Origin of the sequence: Paucilactobacillus kaifaensis (assembly GCF_005405145.1) — a bacterium.
Classification (GTDB): Bacteria; Bacillota; Bacilli; order Lactobacillales; family Lactobacillaceae; genus Paucilactobacillus; species Paucilactobacillus kaifaensis.
In genome coordinates, this window is the sequence record NZ_BJDM01000001.1 from 263482 (window position 1) to 285837 (window position 22356).

Below are 22356 nucleotides of genomic sequence, written 5' to 3' on the forward strand. Positions count from 1 at the left end.
TATGATGATGCTAATAAATTGGGAGGTAGTAAAATGGCTATTTTAGACCTACAACATGTTGGCTACCAAGTGCGTAATCAACAAATTTTAGCTGATATTAATTTGACGGTTGAAGAAGATGATTATTTAACGATTACAGGGCCATCCGGTGGGGGTAAAAGTACGTTGTTAAAAATTATTGCTACGATGATTTCGGCAACCGCGGGCGATATTTTTTATCAAGGTAAGAATTTGAATCAATATGATCCAATCTTGTATCGGCGGGAAGTTTCATACTGTTTCCAACAACCAACTTTGTTTGGTAATGATGTACTCGAAAACCTTAGTTTTCCGGCCAAAATTAGACGAACTGATTTTGATAAAGCTCGAGCAATTCAACTAATGCAATACGTTAAGTTGGATGAAAAAATGCTGACGCAGCCAATTAAGGAATTATCTGGTGGTGAAAAACAACGGGTGGCACTAATTCGAAATTTGATGTATTTACCTAAAATTCTTCTATTAGATGAAATTACAACAGGGCTGGATGCTGCTAACAAAGCTATTGTGTGGGAATTGATTGAACGACTAAAAGGCGACAGCGGGGTCACGTTGATTGCTGTCACACATGATGAACAAGAAATTTTAGCTGCCAAACATTTAGCCCAGGTTGAAAATGGGAAATTGGAGGTGCAAAGATGAGTCTTGATATTAGTAACTTATCATTAGTTTTAGTAACAGCACTAGTTTTCATTGCTCTATGGATTGGCTATCGAGAACAGCTTGGGATTGATAAAGATATTGTGATTGGTGTCATTCGGGCCGTGATTCAGTTAACAATTGTTGGTTATGTACTTAAGTACATTTTTCATTTAAATAATATTCTGCTGACGCTGCTACTAATTTTAATAATTATTTTCAATGCTGCGGATAACGCGAGAAAACGTAGTAATGGTATTAGAGGAGCATTCTATATTTCATTTGTGGCAATTTTAAGTAGTACTGTTGTTGTTTTGGGAGTATTAGTGGCCAGTGGTGCAATTAAAATGATTCCATCTCAAATCATTCCAATTTCAGGGATGGTTGCTAGTAATTCAATGGTTGCGATTGGATTATGTTATCGTAATATGAATGCGATGTTTAGAGATCAAAGACAGCAGGTATTGGAACGATTAGCACTTGGTGCGGATATTAAAAATGCATCCAAAGGCATTTTACGTGAAACAATTAAAACGGGAATGTCACCAACCATTGACTCAGCCAAAACAGTTGGACTAGTTAGTTTACCAGGAATGATGTCTGGACTAATCATTGCCGGGGTCGATCCGGTTAACGCAATTAAATACCAAATCATGGTGACCTTCATGATGCTAGCAACAACGTCGTTAGGGTCAGTAATTGCATGTTATATGATTTATCGAAAGTTTTACAATGATAGGATGCAATTAAAATAGAGCGCGGAACGAATCGGTTTGATGGCGTGGAGCACGTTTATACTACCAAAAAACAACTTAACTCTACCCAAAAATTGTCATTCCAAAATTTATCAGGTATGATGAACATAACAACTAAATAAATTTAACACTAGGGGTGTTCGAAGAAGAACTGAGATACGTTTGTGCAACGTGATCCCTTGGAACCTGTAAGTTCAAACTTGCGTAGGAAAGTGTATCAATGGGCTACTATTCTAGGCAATAGTAGCCCTTTATCGTCTAGTGTTAATAATTAATGGAGGATCAGTTCATGCAATTAGAATTACTAGATCAGTTACGCCAAGAAAATCCAATTGTCTTTAATATCTCTAATTTTGTGACGGTGCAAGATGTTGCCAATGGAATTAACTCAATCGGAGCCTCGCCAATTATGTCTGAAGAAGTTAAGGAAGCAGAAGAACTGGTTCAAATGAGTGCTGCAGTAGCGCTTAATTTAGGTGCCTTTACGACACAACAGATTCAGCAGATTAGGACGGTTGGCCAGCTAGCTAATCAATATCAAAAACCATTAATATTAGATCCAGTAGCGGTTGGCGCTGTTAAGTATCGACAAAATGTGGTGACGGGATTATTAAACGACTTTCAAGCAGATATTATTCGAGGTAATGCTGGCGAAATTGCTGCATTGGCAGGAGTGGACTGGCATGCGAAGGGAATTGATGCGGGCAGTGGCGAATATGATATAGCTTCAATTGCAAAGCTGTGTGCACAAAAGCAGCAATGTGTTGTTATTTTGAGCGGCCCCATTGATGTCATCTCAGATGGCAAGCAAGTTGTTAAAATCAGTAACGGTACGCCACTGTTTCAGTTACATGTTGGTTCAGGTGATATGCTTACCAGTATTGTTGGTGCATTTGCAGCAGTTAGTACGGACTATTTTGAAGTAGCACAAAGTGCATGTGCTGTCTTTGCGACAACCGGGCAACTGGTGGCCAAACATTTAAATGAGGAGTTGCCAGGGAGTTTTGCCGTTAAATTACTGGATAAATTGCATTTGATCACGGTTGAACAGATCCAACAAAGTTTGCAGATGGAGGTAATAAATAATGACTGAACAATTCCCACAGGCATTGTCGATAGCTGGTTCTGATAGCGGTGGTGGTGCCGGTATGCAAGCTGATTTAAAGACGATTCAAGAACGACATGTTTTTGCGACGACTGTATTAGTTGCAATTACGGCACAAAACACGTTGGGTGTTAGTGACGCGTTACCATTACCTACCAAAATTATTAATGAACAATTTGCAGCGTTGAACGAAGATTTACAAATAAAGGCTTGTAAAACGGGGATGTTAGCTGATGTTACTAGGGTCCGAGCTGTGGTTACGAATCTTAAAAAATATAATTTTGGCCCCTTAACAGTTGATCCAGTAATGATTGCTAAGGGCGGTGCGTCACTGTTGAGTGAAGATGCAGTGGAGGTAGTTCGTGATGAGTTATTACCGCTAGCAACGATTGTGACACCTAATTTACCAGAGGCTGAGAAGCTGACCGGAGAATCAATTAAAACAACTGAAGATATGCAGGTAGTAGCAAAAAAATTGCAGAAAATGGGTGTTAACAACGTGATGATCAAAGGGGGACACTTCAATAACGATGATCAAAGCCGCGATTTTGTGTTGCTAGAAAATGGCCAATCATTCTGGTTGAGTGCACCACGAGTTGAGACAGTGAATACACATGGTACTGGTGATACATTATCTGCCTGTATTACCGCTGAATTGGCTAAGGGAAAGTCAGTTGAACAAGCAATTCGAATTGGAAAGCAGTTTGTTGATGCAACCATTCGTGATGGGATCAAAGTAGGTCATGGGCATGGACCGTTGAACCATTGGGCATATCGAAAGGTTGAAGTTGATGATGAAATTTAAGGCGGAAATGCTACAGGTATATTTGATTGCAGGGACACAAGATGTTGCCGAGCCTGATCAGTTTTTATGGAAAATTGAGACGGCATTTAAAGCTGGTGTGACTGCGTTTCAGTTGCGTGAGAAAGGTAAATCTCAGTTAAATGAAGGGCAGAAATTTGAGCTAGCTAGTCGCTGCCGAAAATTGACTAGCAAGTATAGAATTCCATTTATTATTGACGATGATTATCAATTAGCTGATCGAGTACAGGCAGATGGTGTGCATGTGGGACAAAAAGACCAGAAAATTGAGACGGTAATTAAAGTAGTCGGCAATCGGATGATGATAGGTTATTCATGTAATACTGAAACAGAAATTAACCGAGCAAACCAATTAGAAATTGACTATGTTGGCAGTGGGCCAGTATTTCCAACACAATCAAAAGATGACGCAGATCCTGCAATTGGATTGAGTGGATTACAAAAACTGGTGTCTGTCAGTAACTATCCAGTTGTAGCTGTGGGTGGTATTACAGAAGATAATGTTAATGAGGTGCTTAAAACTGGCGTCGCAGGTATTTCTGGAATTTCATTGATTATGCAAAGTAGAAATATTGGTGCTACGGTTAGTGAGCTAGCTGGGTTATATCATTAAAGTTTTGCGATTTCATATTAGTTATGAGACGTGTCAATTAGCACAGATATCTAGATGTAAAAAAAGCAATTAATAAATTCGTAAGAAGAATTTATTAATTGCGTTTTTTATTTACTAGTGCTTGATACCATTCTAATCAAACACAAATTGGTTATGATACAACTCAGAGTAAAATCCTTTTTGATCTAATAATTCATCATGACTCCCTTGTTCAATGACTTTACCATCTTTTAGTACAATGATTTTATCAGCGTTTAAAATAGTTTTTAATCGATGAGCAATGACGAAACTAGTTCTTCCTTGAATCACATTATCCATTGCTTTTTGGATTCTAGCTTCCGTAACTGTATCAACGTTTGAAGTTGCTTCATCCAAAATTAGGAGTGATGGATTGGTCAAGATTGTGCGAGCAATGCTGACCAATTGTTTTTGACCAGTTGAAAAAACTGAATTTTCATCTGATACTTTGGTTTCGTAACCATTATCTAAATTGATAATAAAATCGTGGATATTGGCTTGCTTAGCAGCTGCAATGATTTCATCATCGGCTGCATCGGGCTTGCCAAAACTGATGTTATCACGAATTGTTCCAGAAAAGATGACGCTGTCTTGCAACACAATCCCAACATGATCACGTAAGCTTTGTAAATCAATATCACGAACGTTGACCCCATCAAATTCAACTGAACCTGAGTTAACATCATAGAAACGGTTTAACAAGTTCATTACAGTCGTTTTTCCGGAACCAGTTGGCCCAACTAGCGCAACCATCTTTCCTTTTTCAACGTTCATGGAAACATCATGCAAAATTTCTTTATCTTCGTTATAACCAAATCTGACATTTTTCAATGCAACGTTGCTATGCAAACCAGAGATTTGTTTGCCATTGACTGGGTTAACTTCGTTTGGTTCATCGAACATTTCATTGAGTCGCCGGGCACCAGTTAGTGCTAACTGTACCATGTTATACATTGATGAAATCTGTGTGATTGGTTGGTAGAACTGCTGCGAATATTGGACAAATACAACTACTAAACCAAGTGCGGCAGTACGACCAATGTCACCATTAAAGGCTAACCAACCACCAAAAAAGATGACAATTGCAGTATTAACTAGTGATAATCCACTCATAACCGGAAAGAGCATTCCTGAGTATACTTGCCCTTTAAAAGTAGCCCGCTTCACGTTTTGATTATGTGGGGTGAAGCCGTCGATGGCTTCTTTTTGTAGGCCATTAGTAATAATGATTTTTTGGCCACTAATTTGCTCATTGATGTAACCATTTAGCTTACCAACTTCGTTTTGTTGCAAATCAATATATTTACGTGTTTTTGAAATTAGAATTGCAGCGATTAATAATGCGATTGGAGTAGAAGCTACTGTCACCCAAGCTAACTCAACGTTTTGATTAAACATCATGATGACGATTCCAATCATCATGGCTAAATTACTTAGAATTTGACCTAATGCTTGGTTCAATGCGTTGGAAATATTGTCCAAATCACTAGTAAAGCGACTTAAAATATCACCATCTTGATGAGAATCAAAGAACTTAATTGTCATTTTCTGAAGCTTGCCAAACAATCCTTTACGCATTCGGTTGGTAGCATTTCCAGAAATAAAGGTAATTACGATATTGGAGATGAACATACCGACAACGGTAAAAACATAAAATAGTAGTAATAACCAAATGGAATGCATGAACGACCCTTTATCACTAACTCCATGAGCTAGACCGATGACATAGTTAGCCAACTCGGTAATTGCTTTTCCCATATAAACGGGTGCTTTAACTTGAAAATAGGTGGAAGCAATAATTGCTAGGATTGTTACTGAAAAGCCTAGTTTATAGCGCTTCATATAGAGGTAAAAGAACCTAATTGATTTTTTAATTTCAGACATTTAGGCTTCCTCCTTTCCCTTTTGGGTAGCGTAAATTTCTTGATAAATTTGATTGTTTTGAACCAACTCGCTGTGAGTTCCTTGCCCAACTAATTTACCATCATCCATGACAAAAATTTTATCGGCATTAATAACTGATGAAATTTTTTCAGCAATGATAAAAGTGGTAGTTCCCTTAAGCTCATTGTTTAATGCCTGCTGAACTAATTTTTCTGACTTGGCATCTAAAGCAGAGGTTGAGTCATCCATAATCAATACTTTCGGTTGCCCAATAACGCCACGAGTGATTGATAGTCGTTGCTTTTGACCTCCGGAAAAGTTAGCAGACCGTTCTTCAACAGGGGCATCAAATCCTTCTGGTAGTCGATTAATGAATTCAGCTGCTTGGGCAATTTTGCTAGCACGGTCCATATCGGATTTTGTTGCATCGTGTTTTCCCTGTCGTAAATTATCGGCAACGGAACCAGAAAATAAGATCGCTCGTTGTAGCACAAATGCTACCGCTTTTCTTAATGAATGTTCGTTAACGTCTTTTAAATTAGTGTCTCCAACTTTAACGGTTCCTTCTTGAGGATCAAACAATCGTGGAATCATTTGAGCCAAAGTTGATTTACCTGAGCCAGTTGCGCCCACAATCCCGACCATTTCACCAGGATTGACTGCAAAACTGATGTCTTTCAAAGTTGGAGTATCATCACCTTCGTATGTGAATGAGACATGATCAAATGACACCGAACCAGTTAAATCTGTTTCAGGAACGTCTTGATAGGTGATGTCTGGTTTAGTATCTAAAATTTCTCTTAATCGTTGCAAAGAAACCATTGCTCGAGCAGAAAAAGTCATCATCATTCCACCAATGATAATGGCAAACATCACTTGGAGAAGATAATTAATGAAAGAGGCAATGGCGGCAACGCTACTAGGGTCTGTTTTCGCCAAGTCGCCAACAAAATAAATGGCGGCTACGATTGCTAAATTACCGACTAATGTGAAGGCCGGAATTAAGACTGAGAATAAAACCCCAACATAGATGTTTTCACCATTCAATTTATCAGAGACAACATCAAAGCGCTGTTGCTCATTACTTTCCTGATTAAATGATTTAACAACCCGGACGCCAGCTAAATTTTCTTTCGCCAGTTCGTTAACACGGTCAATATACTTTTGCATAAAGCCAAAATGAGCACCCATTTTACCAAATGTAGTGGCAGAAATTCCGAATACTAGGATCACTAATACAAGAATAATCCACCAAAGTTGGTGAATTGTATTGATAGCTAAAATAAATGCACCAACAAATAAGATGGGCACACGGATCAGTGACTGTAAAATCGTCATCACTAACATCTGAACCTGATTGATATCGTTGGTTAGACGAACCACCAAGTTTCCGGCCTGGAATCGTTCGATATTACTATATGAAAAAGTTTGAATTTTTCTAAATGCAGTTTCACGAATGTCGGCACTCATGGATTGGGCTACTTTAGCTGATAAAATGGTGTTGATGACACCGGCTAGTAGTCCAATAGCGGCAATGACGATGAGCCAGACACCAATACTTAAAATTTTATTGCTTTGATCTTTTAAAATGGCATTGATAATATTTTGAAGTAATTTAGGTTGCCAAAGAGTGGCAAAAACCATTGCAAAGACTGTGATGACCGCCCAAAAGATGTCACCCCAATATTTTTTGGCATGTGATAATAAAATGTCCACGATAAACCTCCCAGATGATATTCTCCAACACTGTTGGATAGGTGCAAAAAAATAGCTCCTGAAAACAAGAGTACGAACAGCTTACCAAATCTTGAAATTGAATACAACTAAAATGTTAAAAGGGTTAACAATTAAATTACGAGTACCTTCAATGTAGATAAAATCAAAAAGCCATAAGTAATAGGCTAAAAATATAGACTTATTACTTATGGCTTGTCGATTATTTATTACGAGTAATGAATTTACTTTTGAGTAATATCTGTTCCAAAATATTTTTTTGATAATTTAGTTAAAGTTCCATCTTTGCGTAATTCTTGCAATGCCTTGTTAACCTTAGGTGAAAGTTTGCTGTCTTTTTTCAGGATACCTGCAATTTTTTGAGTAGCAACTTTATTGCCACCGTCGATTAAGCGAATATTAGCGTTTGGTTTTTGCTTTAAGTACGCGCCAAATGATCCGTTGGAATTAATGGTTCCGTCAGCCCGTCCCTGTAGGACCAAAGCCATTGATTGTTCAAAGTCGTTGGTCGGGACTACCGTAGCGCCTAGTCGTTTTGCATCAGTTGCATTTTCACTAGTGGCTGTTTCTGCTACCTTTTTGCCCTTGATATCTGTAATTTTATTGATTGAAGGATTGTCTTTTTTAACTGCCAATTGTGATTTTGAGTAAATATATGGTGTTGTAAACGTGTATTTATTTGACCGTGCCTTAGTAATAGCAACGTTGTTTAAAACGATGTCATATTTATCAACGTTCAACCCAGCAATTAATGAATCCCATTTTGTTTCCACGAAAACAGGTTTCAAATTCATTTTTTTGGCAATAGCTTTTCCTAGTTCAACTTCAAAACCAGTTAACTTATGGTTTTCGTGATAACTATATGGTTGAAAGGTTCCTTCTAGACCAATTGTTAGTTTACCTGGCGTTTTTTCTGCCGAATTTGAGCTAGATTTACCACAGCCAGATAAAATAATGGTTAATACAAGGACAGCCGCAAGACTGCCAATTAATTTAACTAAACGCTTCATAAAAAAATTCCTCCTCCAAAACATCCTTAACCATCTTAAGGATTCCAACTGTACTTGTCAAAAATAGTTAACTATAACAATAAAAATGACACAAAGTATTACTTTAAGGCTTAGTTGGGCTATAATCAACTTAATGAATTTGATGGAGGGGTTACAATGAAATCAGATAAAGTTTTGTATCATGCTGAAATGGTTAATAAAGATGGACTACCAGGCCATTCTTACGTTAAAGGACAAGGTGAATTGAACGTTCCTGTTAGTAGTCCATTAAAACCACAGCAGGGTGCCAATCCAGAGCAATTTGTGGGCTTAGCATTAGCAACCTGCCTTAACGCAACGTTGCAAGCAATCGAAAAACAACGTGGACTTGAACATAAGAGTCAGGTTCAGGTTGGGGTCGACATGATGTATGATACACATGGATATCAGTTTGTGGTTGATGGTCAGGTATTGATTCCTGATCAGCCACGACAAGTAGCGGAAGCTATGTTAGCTGAAGCTGAAACGCGTTGCCCAGTAGCAAAATTATTGCAAGGCAGCGCTAATGTGCACGTTCATGTGGTTGAGCAATTTGATTTTTCAGTGGCTGGTGATTAACATGGCCAAACCCAATTTATTTGAAATAGCTTTTAGCCGAATTTATCCAACATAAATTACAAAAGTTGGTTGATGAGATTATTAAGGGTAAACCGATTGAAAAATGTTTGAGGACGTAAATCAAATTAGCTGTCAATGCTTATCCATATTGTTAGATACTAATTATAGATCATGTTAAACTGAATTTATCAAATAGATAATGGAGGTACCAACATGGCACAGAAATTATATTCGAACAAAATGATTAATCGTGGCGGACGAGAGGGTGAAGTTCATTCACCTGATGGTAAGCTGGATTTACAAATTACTTCGCCGGGTAAGGGAGGTACAAATCCAGAAGAACTATTTGCAGCTGGGTATGCGTCCTGTTTCAATAGTGCTTTAGAAGTCGTTCTTAAAGAGGCTCAAATTGAAGGAGAACACATTATCAGCGCTGAGGTAACATTGTATACAGATGGCCCAGCTGATTTCCATATTGGCATTGAATTGAAGGGACATATTGAAGGTGTTAGCGTTGAACAACAGCAACACTTATTGGATCTAGCTGACAAGGTATGCCCATATTCAAAGGCAATTAAGGGCAATGTTGAGGTTAAGTTGACGGTGGATGATGAGCTAAGGTTTTAGAGTGAGAGCAACCGCGCTTAAAAGTTGCAGCACAACGTAAAAACAGTATTTACATGGTGGGTTTGCATGTGAGTACTGTTTTTGATTTGTGTGGAGACTTTTGCAGTTGGTGAACACGTTTAATCAGTCAAAATAAATAACTAACACTATCTAGCACAAATAAAAAAGTCTTTTTCATGAAACTTGGCTTTATCGTATAAAAACGGTTTCAATTCGTGGTATATTTAACCTGTAATTTAAAGGAGGCTGAACTTTATGCATGCACATAAAAATCGTCCAATTCCTAAGAAAGCCTGGCCATGGGTTGTTTTAAGTGGCTTAATTCAGATTTGGGCATTAGTTGATATTGTTAAGAGTACTGTTTTTATTCGTGGGAATAAATATATGTGGCTAGCGCTAGTTTTTGTAATGCCACCATTTGGAGCATTAGCTTATTATGTCCTTGGTCGTGAGGCGTTTTAAATGGTTCACGCTTAGTTGTTGATGTTTATTACTGAATGTATTATGATTACAGTATTGAAAACACGAATGCATTTCAAGTAGACATTCAGAGAGGCAATGGTTGGTGCAAATTGCTTGTCGAAACTCCGGTGCAATAATTGTGGGCGGGTAATTCCGCACGGTGTTTGGCCGTTACCCAAAATCGAGGGTGTCTGTAGACAAACTTGGGTGGTACCGCGGAAAAGAGCCATTTCGTCCCAAAATTTTGGGATGGATTGGCTCTTTTTTTGGAGGTTATATTATATGTTAGATGTTAAAAAAATGCGTAATGAACCAGATTATTTTAAGGAACGGCTTGCTACCAGAGGCGTTTCGGCAACAGAATTAGATGCTATTTTTAAGCTAGATGAACAGCGCCGTGATTTAATTAAACAAACAGAAACATTAAAGGCCAAACGAAATGATGTTTCCAAACAAATTGCACAGGCTAAGCGCAATAAAGAGTCGGCTGATGAAGCAATTGCAGCAATGCAGCAGGTTGGTCAGGATGTTAAGAAATTAGATGAGCAGCTAAATGAAATTGAAGCTGATTTTCAAAATAAAATGGCACATCTCCCTAACATGCCACATGAAGGAATTCCAGTTGGTCCTGATGAAGATGCTAATGTTGAGATGCGTAAGGTTGGTGAAACACCTAGGTTCTCGTTTGAACCAAAGGCGCATTGGGACATTGGTGAAGGACTTGGTATTTTAGATTTTGAGCGGGCTGCTAAAGTATCAGGGGCACGGTTTGTTTACTATGTTGGGTTAGGTGCACAACTGGAACGTGCAGTTTACAATTTCATGCTGGATGAACATATGAAAGAGGGTTACACAGAAGTTCTACCGCCTTATTTGGTTAATAGCAAGGCAATGTATGGCACGGGACAGTTTCCTAAGTTTAAACAGGATGTTTATCAAATTGAAAATGAAGATCAAGATTTGACGATGATTCCGACGGCTGAAGTACCCTTGACTAACTATTTTGCCAACGAGGTAATTCCAGCTGAAAAGTTACCAGTTTATGTAACGGCGTTGACGCCATCATTCCGATCTGAAGCAGGATCAGCCGGTCGGGATACTCGCGGTCTAATTCGGATGCATCAATTTAATAAAGTTGAAATGGTTAAGTATACTAAACCAGAAGATTCATATGCTGAATTGGAAAAAATGACTGCTAACGCTGAAAATATTTTGAAGAAGCTGGGATTGGCATACCACGTTATCACACTTTCAACCGGAGATATGGGATTCTCAGCTGCGGAAACTCATGATATTGAAGTCTGGATGCCGGAACAAAATATTTATCGTGAAATTTCAAGTTGTTCGAACACAGAGGATTTTCAAGCACGTCGAGCACATATCCAATATCGAGATGAAAATGGTAAGTTGCAGTACGTGAATACACTAAATGGTTCTGGCCTAGCGGTTGGACGAACGGTGGCTGCGATTTTAGAAAACTACCAAAATGAAGATGGTTCAGTTACAATTCCAGAAGTATTAGTACCATACTTCCATGGGATTAAAAAGATTACAAAGGATAATGCGGTACCGTTCAATAAATAAGTAAATAGAGTGAAAAAAAGCGCGTCCAGAAGTCGTGGTGTAACAGTAAAAGATCCAGCAAGATGATTTGAACTTTGAATCATCTTGCTGGATCTTTTACTGTTACACATAGACTTTTGCGCTTTTTTTCACGTTTCGGCAATAAAAAAAGTAGGCACACAGCATACCTAAATTTATTCTAACTAACGCTATAGTCAGTCGAACTCTCATTTTGATATTCTTCCATATATTTTTGCATTGTGTCACTTAAGTTTTGAGTCAAAATTTTGGTTAATTGAGTGGTGAACTCAGATTGTGATATCACTTTATCTTTACTTGGTTTAATTATCTTTTTATTAGCCTCAACCGTATTAGTTTTCAAACGGTATGTGGTACCGTCATACTTAATTTTGTACTGAATCTTGTTATTTTTAGTGTTAATTGTTTCAGTAACTGTAGCCTTATCGAGTTTTTTATTGAGACTAGCCAAGGAACTAGCAGATAAGGCGTTATCTTTAGTGCCCTTATGATCTTTTAGTTCGTTATTCGCAATTTTAAAAATTTGTCGTAGTTGTTTGTGCGTGTACGTGTATGAAATGTTGTCGTTTGATTTTTTGAACTTGTTAGTGTCCGAGTCTTTTAGGATTGTTTTAAGTTCTTTACCAAGTTTCTTTTGTACGGCGGGGTCACTTAGAATTGATTCGATAGAAGCTAGTTCATTATTATCAAGTTTACTGTTTAAGCCATCACTAGATTCGACGTATTTACCGACAAAAGCACTTTCTTGGCTTGCACTTAAATTGAGGCTGCTAGAAAAACTCTTAACTAAGCTATCAGCTTTAATATAAACATTACCTTTTTTAAGATCGGCGATTGCACTAACAGTGGTGCTATCAGATTCGCCATCAAGTGTTATTTCCTCATCGATTTGAGCCAGATCAGCTTTTTTATCGGTGTAGGTAGTAGCCTTCAGCGCCTTTATAGTGGAAAATTCTTCTGATTTACCACTGGTAGTTAGTGACATAGTTGTTTTTTGATGATCGTAGTTAGTGGCCTGATTGGCATCGATAAATTTACCTTGTTTCGTAAAGCTACAACCAGTTAAAAAAAGTGATAACGATAAAATTGGTACTAGTAGCCAAACATACTTCTTATGCATAAAAAAATCCCCCTTGTATTACAAAAATTATATCAAATGATTATATTTGTGTATATACAGTTAATGGGGTTTATTTTTAAGTTATTCAAATAATTTAATTAATGATGTTATTCAGCCTTGATAGTAACTAACCACTGACTATTTTGGTCAGACAGTTGGCCGGGTTCATCGATTAAGTCAGAATTAAGATCGATAATTTTGCCGTTAATTGGAGATGGAAAAGTTTCCACTACTTTACCGCCCTCAACATCCAGTAATTGGTCACCCTGGTTGATATGGTCATTCAGATCAGGACTTTTAATAAAGCTAACTTCGCCGATTTCTTGCAATATTTGTCCAGTCAAACCAACTTTTACTAATCCGTTTTGTTCACTTATTTTGAGACCATTTTGTTCATAGCTTTTGCTGGAGTGGTGACCAAATAGCGCTAAAAATCGTTGAAATATTTTCCTTAATTGTGACATGATTATGCTTCACCTCTGGTTAAATTCAGTTTAATTATAACATGTAAGTTAACAAACTAATTGAAAACGCTTAATTTATCTTTATTTAAGTATTAATCATAGGTATACTAAAATCATAAATAACATTTGAGGAGTGGGTTTACTTGCCAAAGCGGAACTATAATATCGGGCTTGATATTGGGACGAGTTCAATCGGATGGACGATTGTCGATGACAATGCCAAAATTATGCATGTCAGAGGTAAAAATGGTTATGGGGTGCGAATCTTTTCAGAGGGACAAACAGCTGCAGACCGTCGTGGTTTTAGGACAACACGTCGTCGCTTAAAACGTCGTAAATGGCGACTTCGGTTGCTGCAAGAAATATTTGAACCATACATTTTACCAATCGACGAGAATTTTTTTATGCGTCAAAAAGAATCTAATTTAGTACCGCAGGATCCAAATAAACACTTTACTGGTAGTATTCTATTTAACGACCGAACTGATCAGGAATTCCATGAACAGTACCCAACAATTTATCATTTACGATATGCATTGATGACAGAACATCATCAGTTTGATATTCGCGAAATTTATTGGGCCATTCATCATATTGTGAAGTATCGCGGGCATTTTTTGACGGGTGGCAGCCCTGATGATTTTAAGAGTGGCGATTTAGAATTAGAAGATAAGTTTAAAAGTTTAAATACACTTTTTACACGTCTAATGATCTCAAGTGAATTTCAGCTAAGGTTGAATAATCTTAGCTTAGTTCACGAAATGCTAGTTGACTCTAGCAAATCAAGATTGGATCGACAACGAGAACTTGTGAAACAAATTTATGCCCCAGCTAAAGATAAGCAAAAAGAAACTCAACGCAAAAACATTGCTACTAATTTGTTGAAGGCTGTGCTTGGGTTAAAAGTGAAATTAAACGTGGTTTTGAATATTAACGTAGAAGACGATAAAGCCTGGACGGTGTCGTTTAACTCAGAAACAGTTGATGATGTGTTGAGCGAATTAGATACTGAATTGAACGATGATGCACGAGAAGTTATTGATATTTTACGATCTATCCATTCGTCAATTATGTTAGCTGGCATAATTCCACCGGGTAAAGGATTATCTGAATCGATGATGGATAAGTATGAAGAACATAAAAAGCAATTGATTAAATATAAAATATTAATTGATCAATTAAGTTCCAAAGATGCGGAGCAGTTAAAACAAGCGTATGACAAATATATTAATGGAGTAGGCAGCAAGCCGTTTTTACAAGATGATTTTTATAAGGATGTCCATAAAGTAATTGATAAGTTAGATGATGAAATATCTGATAATTTTAAACAATGGATGGACGTAGATAATTTTCTGCCTAAGCAGCGAACCAAAGCTAATGGATCAATTCCACATCAAATGCACCAACGAGAATTAGACGAAATTATCGAAAATCAGAAGAAATATTATCCATGGCTGGCTGAATTGAATCCAAATGAAACACGACGAAAACAAAAAATTGCAAAATATAAGCTAGATGAACTTGTTGCTTTTCGGATTCCGTATTATATTGGACCATTAATTGATCCGGAAAAAATAGATGCACCAAATAATACAAAGTTCGCTTGGATGAGTCGCAAAGAAAATGGGGCCATTACCCCCTGGAATTTTGATCAAAAAGTAGATCGAAATACATCGGCGGAACGCTTTATTAAGCGGATGACTACCAAAGATACTTATCTGATAAATGAAGATGTATTACCAAAAAAGAGCTTGCTATATCAGCGATTTGAAGTGTTAAATGAGTTGAATAATGTTCGAGTTAATAATGAAAAGTTAACCACAGACCAAAAGCAAGCAGTTTATGGCGATCTATTTAAGCGAAATACGAGTGTTACTAAAAAAAGATTTAAGGATTATTTGCAAACTCAGATTGGATTTCCAGATGAAATTGAGATTAAGGGATTAGCAAGTGAAACTAAATTTTTGAGTGGCCTAACAACAGAAAATGACTTACGTCCAATTTTTGGCAATTTAATTGATGATCCAGATCATCGTCTTGATATTGAAAAGATAATTGAGTGGGCAACAATTTTTGAGGATAGTAAAATTTTGCGCTCTAAGTTGGACGGTGAGGTTTGGCTAACGGATGAACAAAAAGAAAAATTGTCTCATAAACGTTATCGTGGATGGGGTAACTTTTCACGTAAATTATTGGCTGGATTAGTTGATGGCAACGGGCAGAGAATCATCGATCTGTTGTGGGATTCCAGCAGTAATTTCATGGTTATTGTGAGTCGACTTGAGTTTAAAGAAAAAATTGAACAAGAAAACCAGGAATTTATTGCCCAAACTAATACACAAGATGTGATTAATGATTTATATACTTCACCTCAAAATAAAAAGGCTCTTCGTCAAATATTGTTGATTGTGAAAGATATTCAAAAGGCGATGAAGGGCCAAACACCAGATAATATCTTCATTGAATTTGCACGAGGTGATGATGGTCGAACTGGGAGATCAGTGGAGCGGCGGCAACAAATTGAAGTTAAATATCAAGAAATTAGTAATGATATTATTGAGAGCAGTGTTCGTGATGAATTTGAAGATAGAAGAGACTGGGATTTTTCTTCTGATCGACTATTCCTTTATTTTATGCAGGGAGGATGGGACCCGTATACTGGAAACAAGATAAATATTGACGATATCTTTAGTAAGAGTTTGTACGATATTGATCATATTTTGCCACAGGCGTTTATTAAAGATGATTCTTTAGATAATCGGGTACTAGTTTCAGCAAAAGTTAATCGTATCAAGAGTAACCGTTTGCCAGAAGCTGCCTTCAGTGCGAGCGAATATGCTCGACTATCAGGAGAGTGGTCTAAATGGAAGGCTGCTGGAATTATTAATGAACGTAAATTTAATAATTTAACCTTCAGCCCAGACAAAATCAATAAGTATCAGAAAGAGGGATTTGTTAAGCGTCAATTAGTGGAGACAAGGCAGGTAATTAAACTTGCTGCTAATCTTCTAGCTGATGAATTTTCCGATCAAGAAACGCAGATTGTGTCGGTTAAAGCTGGATTGACCCACCAAATGCGAGAAAATTTTGATTTTCCTAAAAATCGAGATGTTAATAATTACCATCATGCCTTTGATGCCTATTTAACAGCATTTGTTGGGAACTTTTTATTAAATAAATATCCCAAACTAAAACCATATTTTGTATATGGTGAGTTCCCAAAAGGGAAAGTTGTTGATCAACTGAAGAACTTTAATCTGTTACGTTCATTAGAAGCGTGGAATAAAGATAAACGTAGAATTGAACGCTCAGTAGAATATAAAGATGTGTGGGACTATCTGGACCACATTTATGATTATAAAAAAGTTACTGTAACTCATGAGGTTCGTGAGAATAGCGGTGCTATGTTTAACCAAACGCTGTATAAAGCAAGCGATGATAAAGCAAGTGGTCGTGGTAAAAAGAAACTAATTGCTAAAAAAGAGAATATGCCGACGGAGTTATATGGAGGTTATTCTGGTTCCACTGATGCATTTATGTCGATTGTTCGCCTAAAGAAAAAAGATAAAGTATTTTATAAGGTTGTAGGAATTCCTACTAGAGTTGCTAGTAAGATGGAACTAAAAGATAAGACAACTGATTTGGATAAACTAAACAAATATTTAGTCGATCAATTTACCCAATACAAAAGGAATAAAAGAACGGGTGAGATTACTAAAATAGTTGAAGACTTTAAACTCGTGGTTCCCAAGGTATTGAGTAACCAAAAAGTGTTAGATGGTGGCCAAGCGTTTACACTAGGATCGTCAACATACCGTTATAATGCACAAGAGTTATATTTGCCAAAAGACATAATTAGGCGGATTAATATCAGCATGGTGAGAAATGGAGACAGTAGTTTGACCGAACAGATCACAATGCTGGATGTTTACCAGGCTATTTTGGAGCAAGTGGACAAGTACTTTCCGATGTATGATATCAATGGATTTAGAGGGAAGTTAAAAGATGGAATAACATCTTTTAAAGGCTTACCTGATAAATCAGAATATGAAAATAATAAGTTAGTTAAGTTGGGAGAAAATATTGTTATTAATCGTATTTTGATAGGATTGCATGCAAATGCTGCAACTAGTGACTTGAAGGATTTAAAGATGAATACGCCATTTGGAAAAATGCAACAAATGAATGGAATCACTTTGTCTTCTGATTTTAAATTGGTATATGAATCACCAACGGGATTATTCGAAAAAGTTGTTTCATTACAAAATATCGAATAAAAAGAGAGTAATTGAAAAGGCACTATTGATCAGAAGGATCAATAGCGCCTTTTATGTAATGGTTCATAATAAGAACCTATGATAAAACTTGGCTTACGCCTTGTTTGATTTTAACTTAAGAGTAGCAAATCAATAAGTTCAGATGATTGAGTAGGTCATCTCAACACAGTAAGTGTACCAAGAAAATAATTATATTTCAAGGGGATGAAAAAATGGGATGGAGAACAGTTGTGGTGACACAACATGCAAAAGTTTCTTATACAAGCCGTCAACTAGTAGTTCAGACAAAAGATGGTATCAGTGAAATTCCGGTAAGTGATATTCAAGTATTATTGATCAGTACATTAAGTGCAGTTGTGACAACTGCAGCGATTAATGCGTTAATTCAAAATAATGCGAAAATAATTTTTACTGGTAAAAATGGTCAACCAGTATGCGAGACTGTTGGCTATTATCCTGGAACTAGAGATGCTGGATTACTAGTTGATCAGTTCAATTGGCCACAAAATCGCAAAGATATTTTATGGACTAAAATTGTTTCGCAGAAAATATTAATGCAGATTCAAGTGTGCGAATATCTTGAAAAAGGGTCAACCGACCTAGCTGATGAATTTAGTAAATTAGAAATTGGAGATGTTACAAATCGGGAAGCTGTTATTGCAAGAAAATATTTTAGTTTAGTTTTTAATAGTAAGTTTGTACGACATGGGTTTGATCCAATTAATGCTGCATTAAACTATGGATATTCGATTTTGTTGTCAGCAATCGATCGAGAAGTTGTCACAAATGGCTACTTAACCCAATTGGGAGTACACCATCATAATGAAGGAAATGAGTTTAACCTTGGATCTGATTTGATGGAGCCGTTTAGACCCGTGATTGATTTTTGGGTGGCCCACCAAAAATTCAAAGAGCTGACCCCTGATATTAAATTTGGATTAGTTGATTTATTGAATTACGAAGTAAAGTATAACGGTGAAATTACAATTTTACGAAATGCACTCACTAAACACGTTGCTGCATGTCTAAATTATTTAAGCGTAAATCGTGATGATATTGAAATTAAGGTGGAGTTAACAGATGAGGTACCGAATAATGCGATTAATGGTCATGTTTGATTTGCCGGTAGAAACCAGCAAGGAGAGAAAGGCATATAGAAAATTCAGAAAAGAATTAATCAATGAGGGCTTCCTTATGATTCAGTATTCAATATATGTGCGGGTGTGTGTTAGTAAGCAATCTGCTGGTTTCATGGAGAAGCGGATTGCTGAATTTACCCCTGAATTGGGAATTGTTCAAACAATGATGGTAACTGAAAAGCAATATAATGACATGAATTTTTTATTAGGAGAACCAAAAAAAGATGTGAGAAATACGTCGGATCGGACGGTAATTTTATGAAGATGACAATGTTCCCATTCAAACCATTTGAAGTGAACGCTGGAAAGCCAACTGTAATCGAAACAGGAAGTCATGAGATATACCAAAAGTTAATTTTAAACTTTCGAGACCTAAAAGATGATATAAAGTTTAGTAACGATAATTTTGAAACCGTTGACACAAGTAAAGCAATGTTATGGGTTGGAGATTCGTTTGTACAAGCCGATTTAAATAAATTATTTCAACATTCATTGAATAAAAAGATTGTTTCATTAGTTAACGATGATCAGATGCAACAAATTTTTGAACTTAGTCAACAATTGAAGCAGGTCATTTTAGAATCGTCATATTTAATGGATTTACCGTTAACCATTGAAGAACAAACTGATATTGCAAAGGTTATAAAATTTAGTGAAATTAGTTTTGCTAAAGAAATTAATGTTAATCCATATGGTATAATTGAAACAATTCTAAAGACAGCAAAAGAGTTAAATTTAAGTAGTATTGTTGGTTTTATGAATGTTACAGACTATTTAACCGAAAATGAATTTTCCGATTTAATTGAATCTGTAAAATCATTAGATGTGCAAATTCTTATCATTAAATTCTCAGAAAGTCGGAGGGCGGAGAGATATAATGGATGCCGTTATTATTACATTGATCATGATTATGTTGATTTACGTGAAAGTGAATAATGAAAATATGGTTAATGTTTAACGGTTTTAGAAGAGTAGCAAATCAATGAGTTCAGAACCACTTTTACGTTCTGATTCTTGAACCCCACGGTTTTAGAAGAGTAGCAAATCAATGAGTTCAGAACCAAACCTGTGGCAAGTTTTAACATGTCACCAGTTTTAGAAGAGTAGCAAATCAATGAGTTCAGAACCAAATCGGGGCTGGGGTGGGTTTGCACATAGGTTTTAGAAGAGTAGCAAATCAATGAGTTCAGAACCAAAATCTAAAATTACTAAGTTTCGTAAATTGTTTTAGAAGAGTAGCAAATCAATGAGTTCAGAACCATGAAGTAGTTGACACTATAGATGGCTGTTGTTTTAGAAGAGTAGCAAATCAATGAGTTCAGAACCCAACTAGTTTATAAGGCTTCGGTTTACCCTGTTTTAGAAGAGTAGCAAATCAATGAGTTCAGAACCGCAGTAATGCTACCAATCTTGACATAGCTAGTTTTAGAAGAGTAGCAAATCAATGAGTTCAGAACCTCTTCAAACTCTGCTTTAGTCTGGTTGATTGTTTTAGAAGAGTAGCAAATCAATGAGTTCAGAACCGTGTGATCTTTTGAATATTCCCAAACATCAGTTTTAGAAGAGTAGCAAATCAATGAGTTCAGAACCACCGTTACGCCGTTATCAAACATTTGCATGGTTTTAGAAGAGTAGCAAATCAATGAGTTCAGAACCAGATCGTTGCTTATAAATCACCACTCGCTAGTTTTAGAAGAGTAGCAAATCAATGAGTTCAGAACCTTGTTTACCCATCCAAAAGTACATCCAACAGTTTTAGAAGAGTAGCAAATCAATGAGTTCAGAACCAACTTCATATCATCAACAGTCACTTTACGTGTTTTAGAAGAGTAGCAAATCAATGAGTTCAGAACCTTAGATGGGATAGTAATATCGCTAGTTACAGTTTTAGAAGAGTAGCAAATCAATGAGTTCAGAACCCAATTCTTCTGCATATCCCGCAATAGTTCTGTTTTAGAAGAGTAGCAAATCAATGAGTTCAGAACCGATCTACTTATTGATTTAAGCGTTCTGTTAGTTTTAGAAGAGTAGCAAATCAATGAGTTCAGAACCTGGAAACGAGTGCCAATTATTAAAGCAGGAGTTTTAGAAGAGTAGCAAATCAATGAGTTCAGAACCGTTACTACCTCTACCATGGAAGCCTTTGGCGTTTTAGAAGAGTAGCAAATCAATGAGTTCAGAACCACGATTCAGTAGCGTTTCAGATGTTGGATAGTTTTAGAAGAGTAGCAAATCAATGAGTTCAGAACCTTACCATGTGAGCTAGGGATTTGCGAGTATGTTTTAGAAGAGTAGCAAATCAATGAGTTCAGAACCCGCCGATTTCGTAATAAACACTGATACATCGTTTTAGAAGAGTAGCAAATCAATGAGTTCAGAACCAACCACATTAGATGTTTATACCCATGTTTCGTTTTAGAAGAGTAGCAAATCAATGAGTTCAGAACCCAAAGACCTCAGGTACAATAGCATCTGCTAGTTTTAGAAGAGTAGCAAATCAATGAGTTCAGAACCCTGCCATCTTGGTCTGAAATCATCAATGACGTTTTAGAAGAGTAGCAAATCAATGAGTTCAGAACCAAACGTATGGGATTAATTTAAATTAAACAAGTTTTAGAAGAGTAGCAAATCAATGAGTTCAGAACCGAACGGGCAGCAAATCACTGTGGGAGCAGGGTTTTAGAAGAGTAGCAAATCAATGAGTTCAGAACCTATTTATATCTTCGTTTTCCCTTTGGATGAGTTTTAGAAGAGTAGCAAATCAATGAGTTCAGAACCGTAAAATCAGAGGCGAGGACGTTCGCAGGGGTTTTAGAAGAGTAGCAAATCAATGAGTTCAGAACCGCCGATAGTATTGTAAGACGGGCTATGATCGTTTTAGAAGAGTAGCAAATCAATGAGTTCAGAACCTACGGGCTGTGGAAGATGCCACAACCACTGGTTTTAGAAGAGTAGCAAATCAATGAGTTCAGAACCTATTTCAATTTTTGAACGAACAAAATAAGCGTTTTAGAAGAGTAGCAAATCAATGAGTTCAGAACCCTTGAATCAATATGGATTGTATTACCATTTGTTTTAGAAGAGTAGCAAATCAATGAGTTCAGAACCCCCATCAAATGACTTAATGTTTTCGCTATTGTTTTAGAAGAGTAGCAAATCAATGAGTTCAGAACCGTAATGTTTTCAGATTTAGCATATGAAACAGTTTTAGAAGAGTAGCAAATCAATGAGTTCAGAACCCCTCCTATTAGTGTCTAAATGAGTCAATGAGTTTTAGAAGAGTAGCAAATCAATGAGTTCAGAACCCGGGTTAGGTAAAACTATACCGACACTTAAGTTTTAGAAGAGTAGCAAATCAATGAGTTCAGAACCCAGCCTCAGTGAATTATGCTGTAGTAAGCAGTTTTAGAAGAGTAGCAAATCAATGAGTTCAGAACCTTGGGAGATA

18 protein-coding genes, 1 CRISPR repeat array and 1 riboswitch (1 of these 20 only partly in view) are annotated in these 22356 nt (G+C 36.8%); of the genes, 13 read left to right on the forward strand and 5 right to left on the reverse strand.

The window, feature by feature from the left end:
* Positions 1 to 33: 33 nt before the first annotated feature.
* The 5 genes from FFM51_RS01145 to thiE all read left to right on the forward strand — a co-directional run bounded on the left by FFM51_RS01145 (position 34) and on the right by thiE (position 3974).
* Positions 34 to 681 (forward strand): ABC transporter ATP-binding protein, encoded by a 648-nt coding sequence (locus FFM51_RS01145; RefSeq protein WP_137596828.1) that lies wholly within the window; start codon positions 34 to 36, stop codon positions 679 to 681.
* Positions 678 to 1433 carry an ABC transporter permease gene (locus tag FFM51_RS01150; protein WP_137596829.1) on the forward strand — a complete coding sequence of 252 codons (756 nt, stop codon included), beginning with the start codon at positions 678 to 680 and terminating at the stop codon, positions 1431 to 1433. Before FFM51_RS01145 ends, FFM51_RS01150 begins: the two co-directional genes overlap by 4 nt.
* 122 nt (positions 1434 to 1555) lie before the next feature.
* A riboswitch (TPP riboswitch) is annotated at positions 1556 to 1661 on the forward strand.
* 61 nt (positions 1662 to 1722) lie between these two features.
* The gene (thiM, locus tag FFM51_RS01155; protein WP_137596830.1) at positions 1723 to 2526 is read left to right on the forward strand and encodes a hydroxyethylthiazole kinase; all 804 of its coding nucleotides are present in this window, start codon (positions 1723 to 1725) and stop codon (positions 2524 to 2526) included.
* Positions 2519 to 3343 carry a bifunctional hydroxymethylpyrimidine kinase/phosphomethylpyrimidine kinase gene (thiD, locus tag FFM51_RS01160; RefSeq protein WP_137596831.1) on the forward strand — a complete coding sequence of 275 codons (825 nt, stop codon included), beginning with the start codon at positions 2519 to 2521 and terminating at the stop codon, positions 3341 to 3343. The genes thiM and thiD overlap by 8 nt, the downstream gene beginning before the upstream one ends.
* A complete protein-coding gene (gene thiE, locus FFM51_RS01165) occupies positions 3333 to 3974 on the forward strand; it encodes a thiamine phosphate synthase (protein WP_137596832.1) in 642 nt (213 codons plus the stop codon). The genes thiD and thiE overlap by 11 nt, the downstream gene beginning before the upstream one ends.
* 132 nt (positions 3975 to 4106) lie before the next feature.
* Here the strand turns inward: thiE and FFM51_RS01170 are convergent, their stop codons facing one another.
* The 3 genes from FFM51_RS01170 to FFM51_RS01180 all read right to left on the reverse strand — a co-directional run bounded on the left by FFM51_RS01170 (position 4107) and on the right by FFM51_RS01180 (position 8620).
* Positions 4107 to 5876, reverse strand: coding sequence for an ABC transporter ATP-binding protein (locus FFM51_RS01170; RefSeq protein WP_137596833.1), 1770 nt, complete (start codon positions 5874 to 5876; stop codon positions 4107 to 4109).
* A complete protein-coding gene (locus FFM51_RS01175; protein WP_137596834.1) occupies positions 5877 to 7592 on the reverse strand; it encodes an ABC transporter ATP-binding protein in 1716 nt (571 codons plus the stop codon). It abuts the gene before it with no gap.
* Between the two features lie 242 nt (positions 7593 to 7834).
* A complete protein-coding gene (locus FFM51_RS01180) occupies positions 7835 to 8620 on the reverse strand; it encodes a transporter substrate-binding domain-containing protein (RefSeq protein ID WP_137596835.1) in 786 nt (261 codons plus the stop codon).
* A gap of 156 nt (positions 8621 to 8776) precedes the next feature.
* On the opposite strand from FFM51_RS01180, the gene FFM51_RS01185 reads away from it, so the two are divergent.
* From FFM51_RS01185 to serS, 4 genes are all read left to right on the forward strand, one after another.
* Positions 8777 to 9217, forward strand: coding sequence for an OsmC family protein (locus FFM51_RS01185; protein ID WP_137596836.1), 441 nt, complete (start codon positions 8777 to 8779; stop codon positions 9215 to 9217).
* Positions 9218 to 9430: 213 nt separating this feature from the next.
* Positions 9431 to 9844, forward strand: coding sequence for an organic hydroperoxide resistance protein (locus tag FFM51_RS01190; RefSeq protein ID WP_137596837.1), 414 nt, complete (start codon positions 9431 to 9433; stop codon positions 9842 to 9844).
* Between the two features lie 255 nt (positions 9845 to 10099).
* Positions 10100 to 10306 (forward strand): PLDc N-terminal domain-containing protein, encoded by a 207-nt coding sequence (locus tag FFM51_RS01195; protein ID WP_137596838.1) that lies wholly within the window; start codon positions 10100 to 10102, stop codon positions 10304 to 10306.
* A gap of 282 nt (positions 10307 to 10588) precedes the next feature.
* Positions 10589 to 11890 (forward strand): serine--tRNA ligase, encoded by a 1302-nt coding sequence (gene serS / locus FFM51_RS01200; protein WP_137596839.1) that lies wholly within the window; start codon positions 10589 to 10591, stop codon positions 11888 to 11890.
* A gap of 178 nt (positions 11891 to 12068) precedes the next feature.
* Here serS and FFM51_RS01205 read toward each other — a convergent pair whose 3' ends face one another.
* On the reverse strand, positions 12069 to 13028 hold the full coding sequence (locus tag FFM51_RS01205) for a hypothetical protein (RefSeq protein WP_137596840.1): 960 nt from the start codon (positions 13026 to 13028) through the stop codon (positions 12069 to 12071).
* Between the two features lie 107 nt (positions 13029 to 13135).
* Positions 13136 to 13492 (reverse strand): glycine cleavage system H family protein, encoded by a 357-nt coding sequence (locus FFM51_RS01210; RefSeq protein ID WP_137596841.1) that lies wholly within the window; start codon positions 13490 to 13492, stop codon positions 13136 to 13138.
* Between the two features lie 143 nt (positions 13493 to 13635).
* Here FFM51_RS01210 and cas9 point away from each other — a divergent pair, with 143 nt between their 5' ends.
* From cas9 to csn2, 4 genes are all read left to right on the forward strand, one after another.
* The gene (cas9, locus tag FFM51_RS01215; RefSeq protein ID WP_223875870.1) at positions 13636 to 17769 is read left to right on the forward strand and encodes a type II CRISPR RNA-guided endonuclease Cas9; all 4134 of its coding nucleotides are present in this window, start codon (positions 13636 to 13638) and stop codon (positions 17767 to 17769) included.
* A gap of 212 nt (positions 17770 to 17981) precedes the next feature.
* A complete protein-coding gene (gene cas1, locus FFM51_RS01220; protein WP_137596842.1) occupies positions 17982 to 18887 on the forward strand; it encodes a type II CRISPR-associated endonuclease Cas1 in 906 nt (301 codons plus the stop codon).
* Complete coding sequence (cas2, locus tag FFM51_RS01225) at positions 18865 to 19170, forward strand: CRISPR-associated endonuclease Cas2 (protein WP_170999534.1); 306 nt, start codon at positions 18865 to 18867, stop codon at positions 19168 to 19170. The genes cas1 and cas2 overlap by 23 nt, the downstream gene beginning before the upstream one ends.
* Entirely contained in the window at positions 19167 to 19844 is a 678-nt protein-coding gene (gene csn2 / locus FFM51_RS01230; RefSeq protein WP_137596843.1) for a type II-A CRISPR-associated protein Csn2, read from the forward strand. Before cas2 ends, csn2 begins: the two co-directional genes overlap by 4 nt.
* A 24-nt stretch (positions 19845 to 19868) precedes the next feature.
* A CRISPR array of direct repeats spans positions 19869 to 22356; the repeat unit is 36 nt; unit sequence GTTTTAGAAGAGTAGCAAATCAATGAGTTCAGAACC (it continues 2762 nt past the right edge of the window).

Bases quoted from the DNA above. Each gene is read 5' to 3' on its own strand.
- FFM51_RS01145 (WP_137596828.1), top strand. From the start codon at position 34: ATGGCTATTTTAGACCTACAACATGTTGGCTACCAAGTGCGTAATCAA.
- FFM51_RS01150 (WP_137596829.1), top strand. From the start codon at position 678: ATGAGTCTTGATATTAGTAACTTATCATTAGTTTTAGTAACAGCACTA.
- thiM (WP_137596830.1), top strand. From the start codon at position 1,723: ATGCAATTAGAATTACTAGATCAGTTACGCCAAGAAAATCCAATTGTC.
- thiD (WP_137596831.1), top strand. From the start codon at position 2,519: ATGACTGAACAATTCCCACAGGCATTGTCGATAGCTGGTTCTGATAGC.
- thiE (WP_137596832.1), top strand. From the start codon at position 3,333: ATGAAATTTAAGGCGGAAATGCTACAGGTATATTTGATTGCAGGGACA.
- FFM51_RS01170 (WP_137596833.1), bottom strand. From the start codon at position 5,876: ATGTCTGAAATTAAAAAATCAATTAGGTTCTTTTACCTCTATATGAAG.
- FFM51_RS01180 (WP_137596835.1), bottom strand. From the start codon at position 8,620: ATGAAGCGTTTAGTTAAATTAATTGGCAGTCTTGCGGCTGTCCTTGTA.
- FFM51_RS01185 (WP_137596836.1), top strand. From the start codon at position 8,777: ATGAAATCAGATAAAGTTTTGTATCATGCTGAAATGGTTAATAAAGAT.
- FFM51_RS01190 (WP_137596837.1), top strand. From the start codon at position 9,431: ATGGCACAGAAATTATATTCGAACAAAATGATTAATCGTGGCGGACGA.
- FFM51_RS01195 (WP_137596838.1), top strand. From the start codon at position 10,100: ATGCATGCACATAAAAATCGTCCAATTCCTAAGAAAGCCTGGCCATGG.
- serS (WP_137596839.1), top strand. From the start codon at position 10,589: ATGTTAGATGTTAAAAAAATGCGTAATGAACCAGATTATTTTAAGGAA.
- FFM51_RS01205 (WP_137596840.1), bottom strand. From the start codon at position 13,028: ATGCATAAGAAGTATGTTTGGCTACTAGTACCAATTTTATCGTTATCA.
- FFM51_RS01210 (WP_137596841.1), bottom strand. From the start codon at position 13,492: ATGTCACAATTAAGGAAAATATTTCAACGATTTTTAGCGCTATTTGGT.
- cas1 (WP_137596842.1), top strand. From the start codon at position 17,982: ATGGGATGGAGAACAGTTGTGGTGACACAACATGCAAAAGTTTCTTAT.
- cas2 (WP_170999534.1), top strand. From the start codon at position 18,865: ATGCGATTAATGGTCATGTTTGATTTGCCGGTAGAAACCAGCAAGGAG.
- csn2 (WP_137596843.1), top strand. From the start codon at position 19,167: ATGAAGATGACAATGTTCCCATTCAAACCATTTGAAGTGAACGCTGGA.